General features: G+C 68.5%; 13 protein-coding genes. 8 read left to right on the top strand and 5 right to left on the bottom strand.

All coding sequences use genetic code 11. The annotated features are described in order from the left end of the window. Window positions 1-22 precede the first annotated feature (22 nt). Window positions 23-1645, bottom strand: coding sequence for an acyl-CoA dehydrogenase family protein (locus tag AB0M14_RS21405; RefSeq protein ID WP_364997533.1), 1623 nt, complete (start codon window positions 1643-1645; stop codon window positions 23-25). 9 nt (window positions 1646-1654) lie between these two features. Continuing rightward, complete coding sequence (locus AB0M14_RS21400; protein ID WP_364997531.1) at window positions 1655-2251, bottom strand: TetR/AcrR family transcriptional regulator; 597 nt, start codon at window positions 2249-2251, stop codon at window positions 1655-1657. A gap of 90 nt (window positions 2252-2341) precedes the next feature. Here AB0M14_RS21400 and AB0M14_RS21395 point away from each other — a divergent pair, with 90 nt between their 5' ends. Together AB0M14_RS21395 and AB0M14_RS21390 are read left to right on the top strand one after the other, a co-directional pair. Next, window positions 2342-3106 (top strand): crotonase/enoyl-CoA hydratase family protein, encoded by a 765-nt coding sequence (locus AB0M14_RS21395; protein WP_364997529.1) that lies wholly within the window; start codon window positions 2342-2344, stop codon window positions 3104-3106. Beyond that, window positions 3106-4431 carry a hypothetical protein gene (locus tag AB0M14_RS21390; protein ID WP_364997527.1) on the top strand — a complete coding sequence of 442 codons (1326 nt, stop codon included), beginning with the start codon at window positions 3106-3108 and terminating at the stop codon, window positions 4429-4431. The genes AB0M14_RS21395 and AB0M14_RS21390 overlap by 1 nt, the downstream gene beginning before the upstream one ends. Window positions 4432-4445: 14 nt before the next feature. On the opposite strand, the gene AB0M14_RS21385 is transcribed toward AB0M14_RS21390, so the two are convergent. Continuing rightward, window positions 4446-5165: a hypothetical protein gene (locus AB0M14_RS21385; protein ID WP_364997525.1), complete on the bottom strand. Its 720-nt coding sequence runs from the start codon at window positions 5163-5165 to the stop codon at window positions 4446-4448. A 129-nt stretch (window positions 5166-5294) separates the two neighbouring features. Between AB0M14_RS21385 and AB0M14_RS21380 the strand changes: the two genes are divergently transcribed. Further along, complete coding sequence (locus AB0M14_RS21380; protein WP_364997523.1) at window positions 5295-5885, top strand: Uma2 family endonuclease; 591 nt, start codon at window positions 5295-5297, stop codon at window positions 5883-5885. A gap of 19 nt (window positions 5886-5904) precedes the next feature. Here the strand turns inward: AB0M14_RS21380 and AB0M14_RS21375 are convergent, their stop codons facing one another. Then, window positions 5905-6594 carry a pyridoxamine 5'-phosphate oxidase family protein gene (locus tag AB0M14_RS21375; RefSeq protein ID WP_364997521.1) on the bottom strand — a complete coding sequence of 230 codons (690 nt, stop codon included), beginning with the start codon at window positions 6592-6594 and terminating at the stop codon, window positions 5905-5907. A gap of 80 nt (window positions 6595-6674) precedes the next feature. On the opposite strand from AB0M14_RS21375, the gene AB0M14_RS21370 reads away from it, so the two are divergent. From AB0M14_RS21370 to AB0M14_RS21360, 3 genes are all read left to right on the top strand, one after another. After that, window positions 6675-8129, top strand: a complete 1455-nt coding sequence (locus AB0M14_RS21370) for a PLP-dependent aminotransferase family protein (protein ID WP_364997519.1) — start codon at window positions 6675-6677, stop codon at window positions 8127-8129. Window positions 8130-8274: 145 nt separating this feature from the next. After that, entirely contained in the window at window positions 8275-8520 is a 246-nt protein-coding gene (locus AB0M14_RS21365; RefSeq protein ID WP_364997517.1) for a DUF2630 family protein, read from the top strand. A 42-nt stretch (window positions 8521-8562) separates the two neighbouring features. Further along, window positions 8563-8730 carry a hypothetical protein gene (locus AB0M14_RS21360; protein WP_364997515.1) on the top strand — a complete coding sequence of 56 codons (168 nt, stop codon included), beginning with the start codon at window positions 8563-8565 and terminating at the stop codon, window positions 8728-8730. Between the two features lie 181 nt (window positions 8731-8911). On the opposite strand, the gene AB0M14_RS21355 is transcribed toward AB0M14_RS21360, so the two are convergent. Further along, the gene (locus AB0M14_RS21355; RefSeq protein ID WP_364997513.1) at window positions 8912-10297 is read right to left on the bottom strand and encodes a lipase family protein; all 1386 of its coding nucleotides are present in this window, start codon (window positions 10295-10297) and stop codon (window positions 8912-8914) included. A gap of 195 nt (window positions 10298-10492) precedes the next feature. Between AB0M14_RS21355 and AB0M14_RS21350 the strand changes: the two genes are divergently transcribed. Both AB0M14_RS21350 and AB0M14_RS21345 read left to right on the top strand, forming a co-directional pair. Beyond that, window positions 10493-11698, top strand: coding sequence for a helix-turn-helix domain-containing protein (locus AB0M14_RS21350; RefSeq protein WP_364997511.1), 1206 nt, complete (start codon window positions 10493-10495; stop codon window positions 11696-11698). 87 nt (window positions 11699-11785) lie between these two features. Then, a complete protein-coding gene (locus AB0M14_RS21345) occupies window positions 11786-13297 on the top strand; it encodes a carboxylesterase/lipase family protein (protein WP_364997509.1) in 1512 nt (503 codons plus the stop codon). The last annotated feature ends 4 nt before the right edge of the window (window positions 13298-13301 follow it).

The raw sequence follows: 13301 nt of genomic DNA, 5'->3' as shown, positions 1-13301 counted from the left end.
CGATTGCCGGCCCGCAACTCGCCTAGGCGACGTAAGCCCGCTCGAGGATGGCGGCGGTGTCGACGCCGGTCGGCAAGGTGCCGTAGGCGATTCCCCAGTCGCCGCCCAGGCGGCTGGCGCAGAAGGCGTCGGCGACGGCGGAGTGCCCGTGCCGGACCAGTTGCGCGCCCTGCAACACCAGTGCCATGAGTTCCACGACGCGGCGCGCGCGGAACTCGATGTCGGAGAGATCGGACAGCTCCTTGCCGAGCTGGGCGATGCCGTCGTCGAGGTGCGGGTTCGCGCCCTTGGCGAGGGACACCTCGGCGAAGTACGCCTCGACCGATTCGGGCTGACGGCCCATGGCGCGCAAGGCATCCAGGGCCGCGACATTGCCGGAGCCCTCCCAGATCGACATGAGCGGGGCCTCCCGATACAGGCGCGGCATGCCGGATTCCTCGGCATAGCCGTTGCCGCCGAAGCATTCCAGCGCCTCGGCCGCGTGCGCCGGTGCGCGCTTGCAAACCCAATACTTGGTGACCGCCAAGGCGATTCGGCGCAGCGCGGCCTCGGCGGGATCGCTCCCGGCGCGATCGGTGGCGCCGGCCAGGCGCATCATCACCGTGGTCGCGGCGTCGGATTCGATCACCAGGTCGGCCAGCACATTGCGCATGGCGGGCTGGTCGATCAGCTTGGCGCCGAACACTTCCCGGTGCCGGGCGTGGTGCACGGCCAGCACCGCGCCGGTGCGCATGCCGGTCGCCGAGCCGATCACACAGTCCAGGCGGGTCATGTTGACCATCTCGATAATGGTCTTCACGCCCGCGCCCTCCGCGCCGACCAGCCAGCCGGTGGCGTTCTCGTACTCGAGCTCGGAGGAGGCGTTGGACTTGTTGCCCAGCTTGTCCTTGAGCCGTTGGATACGCAGGGGATTGCGGGTGCCGTCGGGCAGCACCCGGGGCAGCAGGAAGCAGGACAGACCGCCCGGGGCCTGGGCAAGGGTGAGGAACATGTCGGACATGGGCGCCGAGGTGAACCACTTGTGGCCGACGATGCGGTAGCTGCCGTCGGGTTGCGGGGTCGCGGTGGTGGTGTTGGCGCGGACGTCGGAGCCACCCTGCTTCTCCGTCATCGACATGCCCGCGATCAACCCGGCCTTGGTGCTGGGTTCACGCAGCCCGAAATCGTAAGTGCGCGAGGCCAGTAGCGGCTCGTACTTGGCGGCCAACTCCGGATTATGGCGCAGCGCCGGGACAATGGCGTAGGTCATCGAGATCGGGCACATGTGCCCGGCTTCGGCCGCGCCCCAGGTGTAGAACTTGGCGGCCCGGGCGGTGTGCGCGCCCGGGCGGTCATCGATCCACGGGGAGCCGTGCAAGCCGTGCGCGACAGCGACATTCATCAGGTCGTGCCAGTGCGGATGGAACTCGACCTCGTCGACGCGGTGGCCGTAACGATCGTGGGTGCGCAGCACCGGCGGGTACTCGTTGGCCAGCCGGCCCCACTCCTGGACCTCGGCCGAGCCCGCGCGCACGCCGAGTTCGCGCAGCTCCGGCTCGGCCCAGCCCGCGCCCTCGCGGTGCAGGCCCTCCAGCAGCGCGGGGTTGCGCGAGACATCGAAGGGGGTGATGTCGGGGACTTGATTGAAGACTTCATGGGTCGGCATCGAGTGCTCCTATCGGGTGGCGCCCAGGGCGCGCAGCGCGAACGAGACGAGTTCTGGGACAACGGATTCACCGTGCGGGGCGTGGGCCAGCGGGCCGACCAGCACCTCGCCGATCGCGCCGACCAGCGCGGCGGCGCTGGTGCGGGCGTCTTGCGGCGGCAGCTCGCCGCGCGAGACCCCTTCGGCCACAGCGAATTCGAAAGCCTCGGCAAAGGCGTGCCGGAAGTGCAGGCGCTCGATGTCGACCACGGCGTCTACCGGTTCGACGAGCAGCACGTAGGCGAGTTTCGGGTTCTTCAGGGCGCGGCCGGCGAAGGTTTCCACGGCGGTGGCGACGCGTTCGGTCGCGGTGCCCGCGGCGGCCGCCGCGCGCACCGCCTCGACCTCGCGGGCGACCACCCGGCGGAACACCGCGGTCACCAGATCGGTCTTGCCCTCGTAGTGCTTGTAGACGGTGCCGGTCGCCACGCCTGCCTCGTTGGCGACCGCCGCCATGGACAGTCCCGCGAAACCGTCCCGCGACAGCACCCGGGTCGCGGCCTGCACGATGAGTGCGGCCTGCGCGTCGAGTCTGGCCTGCACGGCCGGGGTCCTGCGGTACACCACGCAAGAAGTGAAACATGGATTCACTTCTTCACACAAGGCCGGTCAGGTCGTAGGGTCGAGGGGACGCAGGGCGGCGAAAGGGTGCGAGCAATGAGTGTGCGAGTCGAACACAACGGACCGGTGACCACGGTGATCTTGCACCGGCCGGAGGCCCGCAACGCGGTCGACGGCCCGACCGCCGCGGCGCTGGCCGAGGCGTTCCGCGCCTTCGACGCCGACCCGGACGCGGCGGTCGCGGTGCTCTGGGGTGACGGCGGCACCTTCTGCGCGGGCGCGGACCTCAAAGCGCTCGGCACCGAACGCTCCAACCACGCCGCCGAAGACGGCGACGGGCCGATGGGCCCGACCCGGATGAAGTTGTCCAAGCCGGTGATCGCCGCGGTCTCCGGCTACGCGGTCGCGGGCGGACTGGAACTCGCGCTCTGGTGCGACCTGCGAGTTGCCGAGCAGGACAGCACCTTCGGCGTGTTCTGCCGCCGCTGGGGTGTGCCGTTGATCGACGGCGGCACCATCCGCCTGCCCCGCATCGTCGGTCACGGGCGCGCCATGGACATGGTGCTCACCGGCCGGGCCGTCGACGCGGCGGAAGCCCTGCAGATGGGCCTGGTGAACCGCGTCGTACCGACCGGCGAGGCGCGCAAGGCCGCCGAACAGCTCGCCGCCGAGCTCGCCGGGCTCCCCCAGACCTGCCTGCGCTCGGATCGGATGTCGATGCTGGAACAGGACGGTCTCGACGAGGAAGCCGCGCTGCGCAACGAGTTCCAGCACGGGTTGAAAGCCCTGATGGACGGCGCGCTGGAAGGCGCGGCGCGATTCGCGGCGGGCGCGGGACGGCACGGAGCGCCGCAACCCTGATGGAACGCCTCAGCGTCGTCGACGAGATCTTCCTCCGCACCCACCGCGGGATGGGTACTCCCATTGCGCTGCAAGGGTTGTGGCGGACGGTCGATCGCGTCGAACCGGCGCTGTTGGAGCAGGTGCATCGGGCGCTCAGCGCGGGGCAGTTGGGGCGCAGGGTGATTCGGGCGCGGGTGCCGGGCGCGCGCCGGGGGTGGCAGGCGACGCTGCGTGCCTATCCCCTGGATTACTCGGCCACGCCGATTCCTGCTGCGGCGCTGTTGGATTGGGCCGACACGCAGGGCGGCGGTCTCGATCCGGAGTTCGGGCCTGGTTGGCGATTGTCGGCGACACTGCTCGACGACGGCGGCACAGTAGTGTCGCTGACCTGTTCGCATGCGCTCGCCGACGGGCGGGGGCTGGTGCACGCGGTGGACGCCGCACTGGCGGGGATCATGGGTACCGATCTCGGCGACCCGGAGTCGGCTTCCGTGGGGAAGCCGGATTCGCGTCCGACTTCCCCACGGAAGCCTGCACCCAGCGCTGCCCGAAACTCGGATGCTGTTGTGGTGCAAGATGTTTCCCCCGATAACAGCTCCGATTGGACGGACGCGCGACGCCAGTGGTCGATCGTCCTCCGCGGCACCGCACGCGCGCTGCGCAACGGCCTCCCGGAACGCCCCAGCACCACCGATACCGGCCGCGCTTTCGCCGTGGATTCCGCTCCCCGCAGCGCGATCCTGCACTGCCCCACCACCGAATGGGACCGGTTTGCCGCCGACCAGGGCGGCACCGCGAACAGCCTGTTCATCTGGATCATCGCGAACTTGTTGTGGAACAGCGGATTCCCGCGAGACGAGATCGAAGCCAGCCTCCCGGTCGACACCCGCGACGAACCGCGCGCTGACAACGACCTCGCCATGACCGCGATCACCATCACCCGCGCCGACAACCCGGCCACCCTCCGCGAAAAGGCCCGCGAGGCTTACGAACACCGCATGTCCAGCCCAGGCGGCTTGCCCGAGGAGATCCTCCAGGTAATCCCCGACCGCTGGGCGCACACCCTCGCCAAAGGAGCCGGCGAACGCGACATCCTCTGCTCCAACATCGGCCCCCTCCCCGACACCCTCACCACCCTCGGCTCCCACCACTGCACCGGCGTCGCCGCCCGCGCCATCCACCCTGGCCTGCAACACCTCCCACGCACCCGCCTGTCCGGCTATCTGTGCCAGATCGGCGAGCACTACACCTTGGCCCTGGTCGCTTTGGATCCGGAGATCAAGTCACCCGCGGCGCTCACCGAACTCATCGACACACTGGGAATCCCGCTGTCGCACTGGTGATTCCAAGTGGCCAATCAGATCGAATGTCCGAAACCTGTCGAACCGTTCAACAAGCGCTCGAATGCGGCGGCATCAGCCTCGGCGATGACCATGGCGGCCCGGATCATCCCAGCGAACTCGTCCGGATAGCAGGTTGATTCGAGCGGAAACGCCGTTTGCAGCCTGCGCCGAACCGTCGAATCCTCGCAGCCCACAAAGACAACCACACAGCTGCGCCAGAACCGGGGCCACAAATCATCGATGTCATCCGCCACCCGCTCAGGTCGCCGGTGCCGTTGCACATAGGCGTTGACCTCCGCGGCCGAGCCCGCCCCCGCCACCACCGCGGCCCGCCGCAGTTCCTGAAGTTCCCTCGGCTCCCAGCAGCGAACCCAGTACGCGGCCTGCGCCGCATTCGCCCGCAGCTGATACGGCAGCCCCTCATCCTCGACCGCCCCGATCAGCCGCTCCAAAACCACCCGCCGACCCACAGCGGCAACAAACGGATGCACAAGCTGACTCGACCACCCGTCATCGAGCAGGATCACCGCGAACACCTCGCCGCCCCTCGCCACCACCCACTCCGGCCGCGCCCACAACACCCCACTCAACTGCAGCCGCGTCGCCTCCAACAGCTGAAACCGCCGATAGACGTCATCACCCACCCCGCCCCGCCCCACCGGCCTTTCCCAATGCGGGTCGGCCGCCACAAGCAGCCGAATAAGACACGCTTGCAGCTCGGAATCATCGGTCATCACACCGTCATACGCGCCTATTTCCAGGCTGCCCAGTGATGGTCCGTCGATTCTGCTGTGGTGAGATCCGCACGGCGATCGGTTGGGGTGCGATGATGGTGACCTCGATACGACAACGGAGGCGGGACGATGACGGCCGAGATGGCGCCGATCTCGAACAGGCAGCCGATCAGCGTGGCAGAATTCGACGCTCTGCCTGTCGATACCAGCCATCGTTACGAGATCGAGAACGGATTCTTGCTCGTGAACGCTCGTCCGGCTCCACCGCACAGCCGCGCAGTGAAGCGACTGGTTGCCCAGCTCGATCACCAACTCCCCTCCGGCCTGGAGGCATTCCCGGAGCTGGAGGCCGAACTTCCAGTTGGACCTTCACCGCGACGCGTCCCCGATATCGTGGTCGCTCCCGTCGAGGTCGATGAGCAGTCCCGGATTCTGAGTGCGCAGATCGTGCTCGCGATCGAGGTCGCCTCCTCGGGTGAGTCCGCGGTCCGCGACTACGCGATCAAGGCAGGCGAGTATGCGGCAAACGGCATCGCCCATTACTGGGTCGTCGACATCCTGCACGGTGAGTCGGCCGGGCTGACCGTCTATACCCTCGACGACGCGGGGGTCTATCACATAACGCCACGCGTCACAGGGGTCGTGCACGTCGAAGCTCCGTTTGCGTTGACCATCGATCTCGGCCGGCTGACCGCACGCCGCACCCCCGAGGGGCGTTGAGGCTGCTCGGCGGCTGCGGTCAAACCATTGCCGGCGCGGCGGTTGTGCGGTCGAGGACGGTGGTGGGGGTTTCGATGCCGGGGTCGAGGTCGGGGGACGGGATGGGGGTGCCCCAGGTTTGTTGCAAGGGAAGGACGCCTGCCCAGACGCCGCCGGTGGCGATGTCGGAGGGGTCGTCGCCGGGGCCGCCGTTGCGGATTTTCACGGAGGCTTCGGTGAGGTCCAAGGCCAGGACGATGGTGGCCGCTAGTTCTTTCTTGGAGGGTGGGCGGACGCGGTCCCAGGAGCCGGGGGCGGCGTGTTCGACGATGACCTGGAGGGCGTGCAGGCGTTGGTCCGGGTCGGTGATTTCCACGGGGCGGCCGCGGACGACCGCCGAGCGGTAGTTCATCGAGAAGTGCATGGCGGAGCGGGCATAGACCAGGCCGTCGACGTGGGTGACGGCGAGGGAGATATCGCCGGTGCAGGCGGCGCGCATGTTGCCGGCGCCGGTGGAGCCGTGCAGGTAGATGGTGTCGCCGTCGCGGCCGTAGACGGTCGGGAGGACGACGGGGCTGCCGCCGAGGACGACGCCGAGGTGACAGATCAGGCCGGCGTCGAGGACGGCGTCCAGGTCGGCCCGGTCGGTGCGGGCGCGATCCTTGAGGCGGGTCACGGTGCTGCGCGGGGTCGGCGAGAGAGGCGTCCGGGTGCTGGCTGTCGTGCTCATATGACAAGCTTGCGGGGATAAGTGGCATTCGTGAATAGCCAATTCGCGAGAATTTGAGCAGGCCAATCAGGAGGTGGGCGGTGCTGGAGGAACTCCCGCTCGTGCTCGATCGGACGGCGGCTGAACCGTTGTCGGTGCAGGTCGCCGATGGTTTACGGGAAGCGGCGACGAGCGGTGTGCTGCGCGCCGAGGATCGGCTGCCGTCGTCGCGGGCGTTGGCGAAGCAGCTCGGGGTGAGCCGCACCGTGGTGGCCGCCGCCTACGACCAGCTGCACGCGGAGGGCTGGCTGATCGGCAGGCAGGGGTCGGGCACGTACCTGACGACCGCCCCCGCGGCGACGCCGTCCAGGGCCGAGCCGGTCGCCGGACCGAACCAGGCGCTGGAGTTGCTCGACCTGTTCCCCGGTGCGCCGTGTATCGAAGCCCTGGATCAGAGCGCGTGGCGGCGGGCCTGGCGGGCAGCCGCGGACAACTCCGCCGTGGGTCGCAAGGACCGCGCCGGTGAACCCGACTACCGGGACGCCGTCGTCGAACATCTACTGCGGCACCGCGGATTACAGGCCAGCAGTGCCACGATGGTGCTGTCCACAGCCGGAAGCAGTTCGGCGGTCAGTGAATTCGCGAATGCCGTGCTGCGTCCCGGCGATGTCGTCGCAATGGAAGATCCCGGATATCAGCGCGCGATGGGCGCGTTTCTGGCTGCCGGAATATCTGTGCACCCGGTGCCGTGTGACGCCGAAGGGCTGCGTGTCGACCTGATCCCGGACGGGGTCAAGGCGGTGTATTGCACTCCGGCGCACCAATTCCCGCTCGGCGCGCGAATGCCCGCGGCCCGCCGCGTAGAGCTCGTCGAATTCGCCCGCCGCACTGGCATTCCCATCATCGAAGACGACTACGACGGCGAATTACGCTACGACACCGCACCTTTGCCGCTCCTCGCCGCGATGGCACCGGACGTGGTGATCCACCTCGGCACCACCAGCAAAATCCTGTCCCCCGCACTCGGTGTCGGCTGGCTCGTCGCCGCCCCCGCCATCGCGAACGCCGTGCTCACCTATCGCGAACGCACCGGCACAGGCCCCAGCCCCGCCGGACAACACGTCTTCACCGAACTCGCCCGCCACGGCGACCTGGCTCGCCACCTCCGCCGCCTCCGCCGCACCCTCCCGCCCCGCCGAGAACTACTGGTCAGCGCCCTACGCGACCGCGGCCTGACCGTCCTCGGCGACCACGCCGGCTCGCACGTGGTCGTACCGCTCCCCTCCGCCGCCGCCGAGGATCGCGCCGTCACCGAAGGCCGCGCCCACGGCGTCGCCCTCGACGGCCTCGCCCGCCACCACCTCGCCGCCCAGGAAAACCCCCACCCCCGAATGCCCTCCTCCCCCAAACCAATCAACCTGCCCCCTGCCCTCGGCGTCCACACCTTCGGCATCACCCTCGGCTATGCAGCCCTCTCCTCAGCCGACCTACACACCGCCATCCCCATCGCCGCGGACTGCCTCGCACACGTCATCGCGACAACACCCGGCACGTGAGGCCGTGCCGGTCCGCGCGACCGCACGCGCCGAAACGTGACTGCACCCGCGTCACCCCGACCACACAGCTGCGACCGCATAGGTGTGGTCGCGAGCACGTGTGTGGTCACGGCGGACACAGCCAGGCGGGCATAGCATGGTCGGCATGACCGAACAGGATGTCCTGGCTCGAATCAAGCAACTGGTCGACGCGGAGCACGAGCTCCGCGCGAAGGCGGCGGCCCACGAGGTGGACCCGGTCAGCGAACGTAAGCAATTGGCCGAACTGGAGGTCCTGCTCGATCAGTGCTGGGATCTGCTCCGGCACCGGCGGGCGCGCATCGACGCCGGCGCCTCCCCTGACGAAGCACAGGTCAACACGGTCGGCCAGGTCGAGGGCTACCTCCAATAACCTGATCCGTTTCCGAGCCGACCCGCGGGGTAGTTCGCCGTAATGAGCAATCCAGAGCCGAAGACCACCGACACCGGCAACGGCCCGGACAAGGCCGACGACGACGTCCAAAGCGACCCGGCCAAGGGTTCCGGTGACCGCTCCGACTGGTCCGACGAGGGCGGCGCAACCCCCACCGACCCCGCCGACACCGGCGACCGACCCGAGTGAACACGCCATCCAGCCCGCAACGCGACCGACCGGCCGCCGCGGACGATCGGAACGCGAGCGGAACGCCCCCGTCCCGGCACGACACAACCGGCGAACCCGCCTGCATGCTGAACGAGGTATGCCCAGCATGCGGGCGAGTCATCTCCGACGTTCATGCCACCGGCTGCTCGGAATGCCGCCCCTAGCGGTTGGCGCCGATGGCTTGGCCGACGATGGCTTGGAGAGCGGTGGGGACGAGTTCGGTCAGACCCTGGGTGAATTCGGGCGTGGTGGCGATGGTGGTGGGGCTGGTGATGGTGCAGCCGGGTTGGGCGGGGTGGCCGTCGAGGCGGTCGCGGAGCCAGTGGAAGGCGCCGGGGAGGTGGGTGAAGACGCCGGAGATGTGTTCGGCCAAGAGTTCTCGGACGTAGGTGACGCTGGGGGCGTTTTCGGCGCAGTACTTGTCGACGAGGCGATCGACGCCGGCGTTGGGGAGGATTTCGTCGTTCTGGGCATGGTAGATGTACACCGGGACCGAGGGGGTGCGCTGGCCGAGCGAGTTCTCGGCGATGATCTTCTGCACTACGGGGTGGCTCAGCGGGTCACCGCCGCGGAATGCGGCGAGGAAATCGTAGAAGGGCACGAGGGCGGTGCCCATCGGGTGGCAGAGCACGAATTTGCTGGCGATCAGGAGCTGGCCGAGCGGGTCCACGTTCTCGCGGAGTAGCTGGCGAAACTCTGGATACTCGTTCGCCATTCCGGCCAAGACGCCGGTGAGCAAGCCGGTGTAGAGGCCGCGATTATTGTGCCGCAGGGCGGCGGCGAAGTCCGCGGCCGCGACACCGCCCGCCGCGATGCCCACGATATTGAGTTCCGGCGCATAATCCTGGGCGATCTCCGCGGCGAAGGAGCTCGGTATGGTGCCGCCCGAGTACCCCCAGAGGGCGGTGGGGGTTGCCACGCCCGACAGTTGCGCGGGTTCGAAACTCTGTACCGCGCGAATACCGTCCAGCGTGGTCTGCGCGTTGAGCTTGGAGGTGCCGTACGAGGAATTCGGGCCTTCGTAATCGGGGAGCGCGACCGTCCAGCCTTGGCCGATACCCGCGGCGATCGGGATGAGAACCTCCGCCGCGTTCACGTAATCGGCGGGAATCGAGCCCGCCTGGATGACATAGGACGGCGCGCAATACTGCGCGGCGCTGTCCTCGGCGATCTGATACGAGAGCAGTTTCCGTCCGCCCTCGGGCCGCGCCCCACGCGGTTTCAGCACGGTCGTCACCGTCGCGATAGCCTCGCCGAAACTATTGGTTGTCCGGTAGAGCAGCTGCCAGGCATCGACGTTCAGGTGCGCGATGCCGAAGAACGCGGGCGCGATCGCCCGCGCCCGCAGCACCTGCCCCGGTGCGGCGGCAGCGACGATTCCCGCAGCCGGAGCATAGAATTCGTCGAGTTCGGGCGGCAACGTGAGCGCGGGCACCGGCTCGATCCGGATACCGGCGGTGTCGGCGGCGGCGAGCTGGGCCGACATCGACAGCAGAAGTCCCACGGCGGCCGCGACGGCGGCGAGGCGGATCCGGCGTGCTCTCATCGAATTCTCTTTCCTGTACGGCATTGAACCGCTACACCGTCCCAGACGGATATAGCGCAGGTCACCGTTCGCTCGACAAGGATTCACCCGCCGAGTTTGTGCATTCGACGGGATCGCCCTTTGGCGCCGTGCACGAAAGAATCAGCTCGCCTGCCGCTATTGCGCGTGGATGTTTGTCTGTGCGAACAATGTCAAATGACATCGCCACCGGAATCCGCCATCGGCGCCGAGTTCGTCGACTTCCTGCGGACGCTGCTGCCCGGGATGGTCCGGGAAACCCTGACCGGGGTTTTCCGGGAGGTCCCCGCTTATCAGGATCTGCCCGCGGAACTCGTCGGCATCGCATTGCCCCAGGCGGCCGAGGCGAATCTGCGCCTTTTCCTGAACTCGGTTGTCGACGGGCGGGTGCCGCGTGAAGAGGACGTCACCGAGCTGATCGAGATCGCGGTGCACCGGGCCCGGGAAGGGGTGCCGCTCGACACCGTCCTGTCGGTCTATCACCACGGCGCCGCGGCGGCCTGGAATTCGGTTGCCGCGCTGGCGACTACGGCCGCTCAGCGTGAGCAGCTGCTGGCTTTGGTGCCGTATGTGCTGGGCTACCTGGGCGCAGTGACCCCGGGTGTCGCGGGCGCTTATCTACGCGAACGCCAGGACCTGCACTGGGAGCAGCGCGAAGCCAAACGCGCTGTCGCCCAGGCGCTTGTCCACGGCAAGTCCGCCGACCTGCTGGCGGAGCGTTTCGGGATTCCCTTGGACGGCGGCTTCCAGGTACTGGTGTTTCGCCTCGCCGAACCCGAGGGCAAGGCCACCGGGGCCGGACGCCCGGTATTGCGGCTCGCGCACACCGAGATCGAAGCGCTGTCACCGCGTGCGCTGAGCACGATGGAACGCACCGGCGGCGTGGTACTCCTACCGTCCTCGGACACCGAATCCCCAGGCAAGCTGGATACTTTCGTGGCACGCATGGCGAGCGGCACCGGACTGCGCACCGTAGCCGGACATGCCGTCGCGAGCAGCCCCGCCCAGGTCTGCGCGGCGGCCGAGGAAGCGGGCGAGATCGTCCGGCTGGCCGACCGGTTACACCGGCCCACCGGGGTGTACCGAATGTCCGACCTCGCCCTCCAATACCAGCTGGCCCGGCCCGGTCCCGCCCGGTCCTGGCTGCTGTCGCTACTGCAGCCGCTGGCCGAGCACCAGCATCTGCTGGCTACGCTGCGCGCGCTGATCGAACGCGGCTACAACCGGCAGGAAGCAGCCGAATCACTTGTGGTGCACCGGAATACCTTGAACTACCGGCTCAACCGGATAGCGACGCTCACCGGCTACGACCCCGGCCGCCCCGACCACGCCCAACTCTTCGCGGCGGCCCTGATCGCCCGGGATATCGACTCGCCGGAGTGACCGGACCGGTGCGCGCGCGACGCTTTCTGGAACACGATCTGGTCAAGTCCGTCTGGGCCACCGTCCGCCCGCCGATACCATCGACTGATGGTGGCACTGACCGATATCGAGACCTCTGACGGATTTGTGCGGGGTCGGCGCGGCCGCCGCGTCCTACGCTGGCGCGCCCTGCCCTACGCCGCACCGCCGGTGGGCGAGTGGCGTTTTCGCGCACCGCAACCGGTGCGGCCGTGGACCGGCGTCCGGGACGCGACCGAGTTCGGCTTCGCCGCCATGCAGCATCGCGCGGGCGCGCGCATCGGCCCGCGCCAATACCAGCCCACCAGCGAAGATTCGCTGACGCTGAATGTCACCGCGCCCGTGACGCCCGCGTCTGCGCCGCGTCCGGTGCTGGTGTTCATCCACGGCGGCGGATACCTGATGGGCACCTCGGCGCTGGGCTTGTATTCCGGCGCCCGGCTGGCCTTGCGCGGCGATGCGATCGTGGTGTCGATCAACTATCGGCTGGGTGCGTTCGGATACGTCGATTTCAGCGAGTTCGGCACGCCCGAACGTCCTTTCGAGTCGAACCTCGGGCTCCGCGATCAGGTCGCCGCCTTGCAGTGGGTGCGGCGCAATATCGCGGCCTTCGGCGGCGATCCGGAGAATGTCACCGTCTTCGGCGAATCCGCCGGAGCGCATGCGGTACTCGCCTTGTTCGCCACACCGGCCGCGAAAGGTCTTTTCCACCGGGGTATCGCGCAGAGCCCGCCGGCCGACTGGGCGATGACCGCCGAGGACGCGCGCGCCTTCGCCCGGCGCTGCCTGAGCGCCTTGGGCGGTGATCCCGCCGACGCCGTCCGGGTCCTGACCGAGTCCTCCGCGAACGACATCCGGAAAGCGGTCGCCCGCGTGATCGGCCAGGTGCTGCACGAGCACCCCGGACTGTTCGCCGCCTCCCCGGTCATCGACGGAGATTTCCTGCCGCAGTCGCCGATCGACGCGTTCGCCGACGGCACCGCCCATCGGCTGCCGCTCATCATCGGCACCTGCCGCGACGAGGGCACGCTGTTCGCCCGGTTCGCCGACGGCCTGCCGACCACGCCGGCGCGGCTGCACACCGTGTTCACGCACGCGGACGGCACTGCCGAATCCCGCGTCACCGCAGCCTATCCCGGCTATCCGAAAGACAAGGTAGCCGTGCGCATGGGCGGCGATTACGTCTTCTGGCGGCCTTCGGTCACCGTCATGGAGACCCACAGCCGGTACGCGCCCACCTACGCCTACCGCTACGACTTCGCGCCGCGCGCACTGCATCTCGCGAAGGTCGGCGCTACCCACGCCACCGACCTGATTCCGGTGTTCGGCGCCACCGACGGGCCGATCGGGCGGGCTTTCACCGCCGCAGGCGGGCGACGCGGATTGCAGGCGGTGACCCGCCAATTCCAGGACAACTGGCTGGAATTCGCCCGCACCGGAGCACCGCTCCCCTCCTGGCCCGCCTACACCGAAGAACGGCGCACGACACTGATCATCGACGATCCGACCCGATTGGAACACGATCCCGATCAAGCCAAACGTATTGCCTGGCAGGGCATCCGCGCCTCGACGCTCACCTAGCGCG

The sequence above is a fragment of the Nocardia sp. NPDC051832 genome (assembly GCF_040681285.1).
In the GTDB taxonomy this organism is placed as follows: Bacteria; Actinomycetota; Actinomycetes; order Mycobacteriales; family Mycobacteriaceae; genus Nocardia.
Note: the sequence above shows the minus strand (reverse complement) of the source record. Positions and strands in the feature narration are given on the sequence as shown.

Excerpts from the sequence above, each read along its gene's own strand:
- AB0M14_RS21405 (WP_364997533.1), bottom strand. The coding sequence starts at position 1,645 with ATGCCGACCCATGAAGTCTTCAATCAAGTCCCCGACATCACCCCCTTC.
- AB0M14_RS21395 (WP_364997529.1), top strand. The coding sequence starts at position 2,342 with ATGAGTGTGCGAGTCGAACACAACGGACCGGTGACCACGGTGATCTTG.
- AB0M14_RS21390 (WP_364997527.1), top strand. The coding sequence starts at position 3,106 with ATGGAACGCCTCAGCGTCGTCGACGAGATCTTCCTCCGCACCCACCGC.
- AB0M14_RS21385 (WP_364997525.1), bottom strand. The coding sequence starts at position 5,165 with ATGACCGATGATTCCGAGCTGCAAGCGTGTCTTATTCGGCTGCTTGTG.
- AB0M14_RS21380 (WP_364997523.1), top strand. The coding sequence starts at position 5,295 with ATGACGGCCGAGATGGCGCCGATCTCGAACAGGCAGCCGATCAGCGTG.
- AB0M14_RS21375 (WP_364997521.1), bottom strand. The coding sequence starts at position 6,594 with ATGAGCACGACAGCCAGCACCCGGACGCCTCTCTCGCCGACCCCGCGC.
- AB0M14_RS21365 (WP_364997517.1), top strand. The coding sequence starts at position 8,275 with ATGACCGAACAGGATGTCCTGGCTCGAATCAAGCAACTGGTCGACGCG.
- AB0M14_RS21360 (WP_364997515.1), top strand. The coding sequence starts at position 8,563 with ATGAGCAATCCAGAGCCGAAGACCACCGACACCGGCAACGGCCCGGAC.
- AB0M14_RS21355 (WP_364997513.1), bottom strand. The coding sequence starts at position 10,297 with ATGAGAGCACGCCGGATCCGCCTCGCCGCCGTCGCGGCCGCCGTGGGA.
- AB0M14_RS21350 (WP_364997511.1), top strand. The coding sequence starts at position 10,493 with ATGACATCGCCACCGGAATCCGCCATCGGCGCCGAGTTCGTCGACTTC.
- AB0M14_RS21345 (WP_364997509.1), top strand. The coding sequence starts at position 11,786 with ATGGTGGCACTGACCGATATCGAGACCTCTGACGGATTTGTGCGGGGT.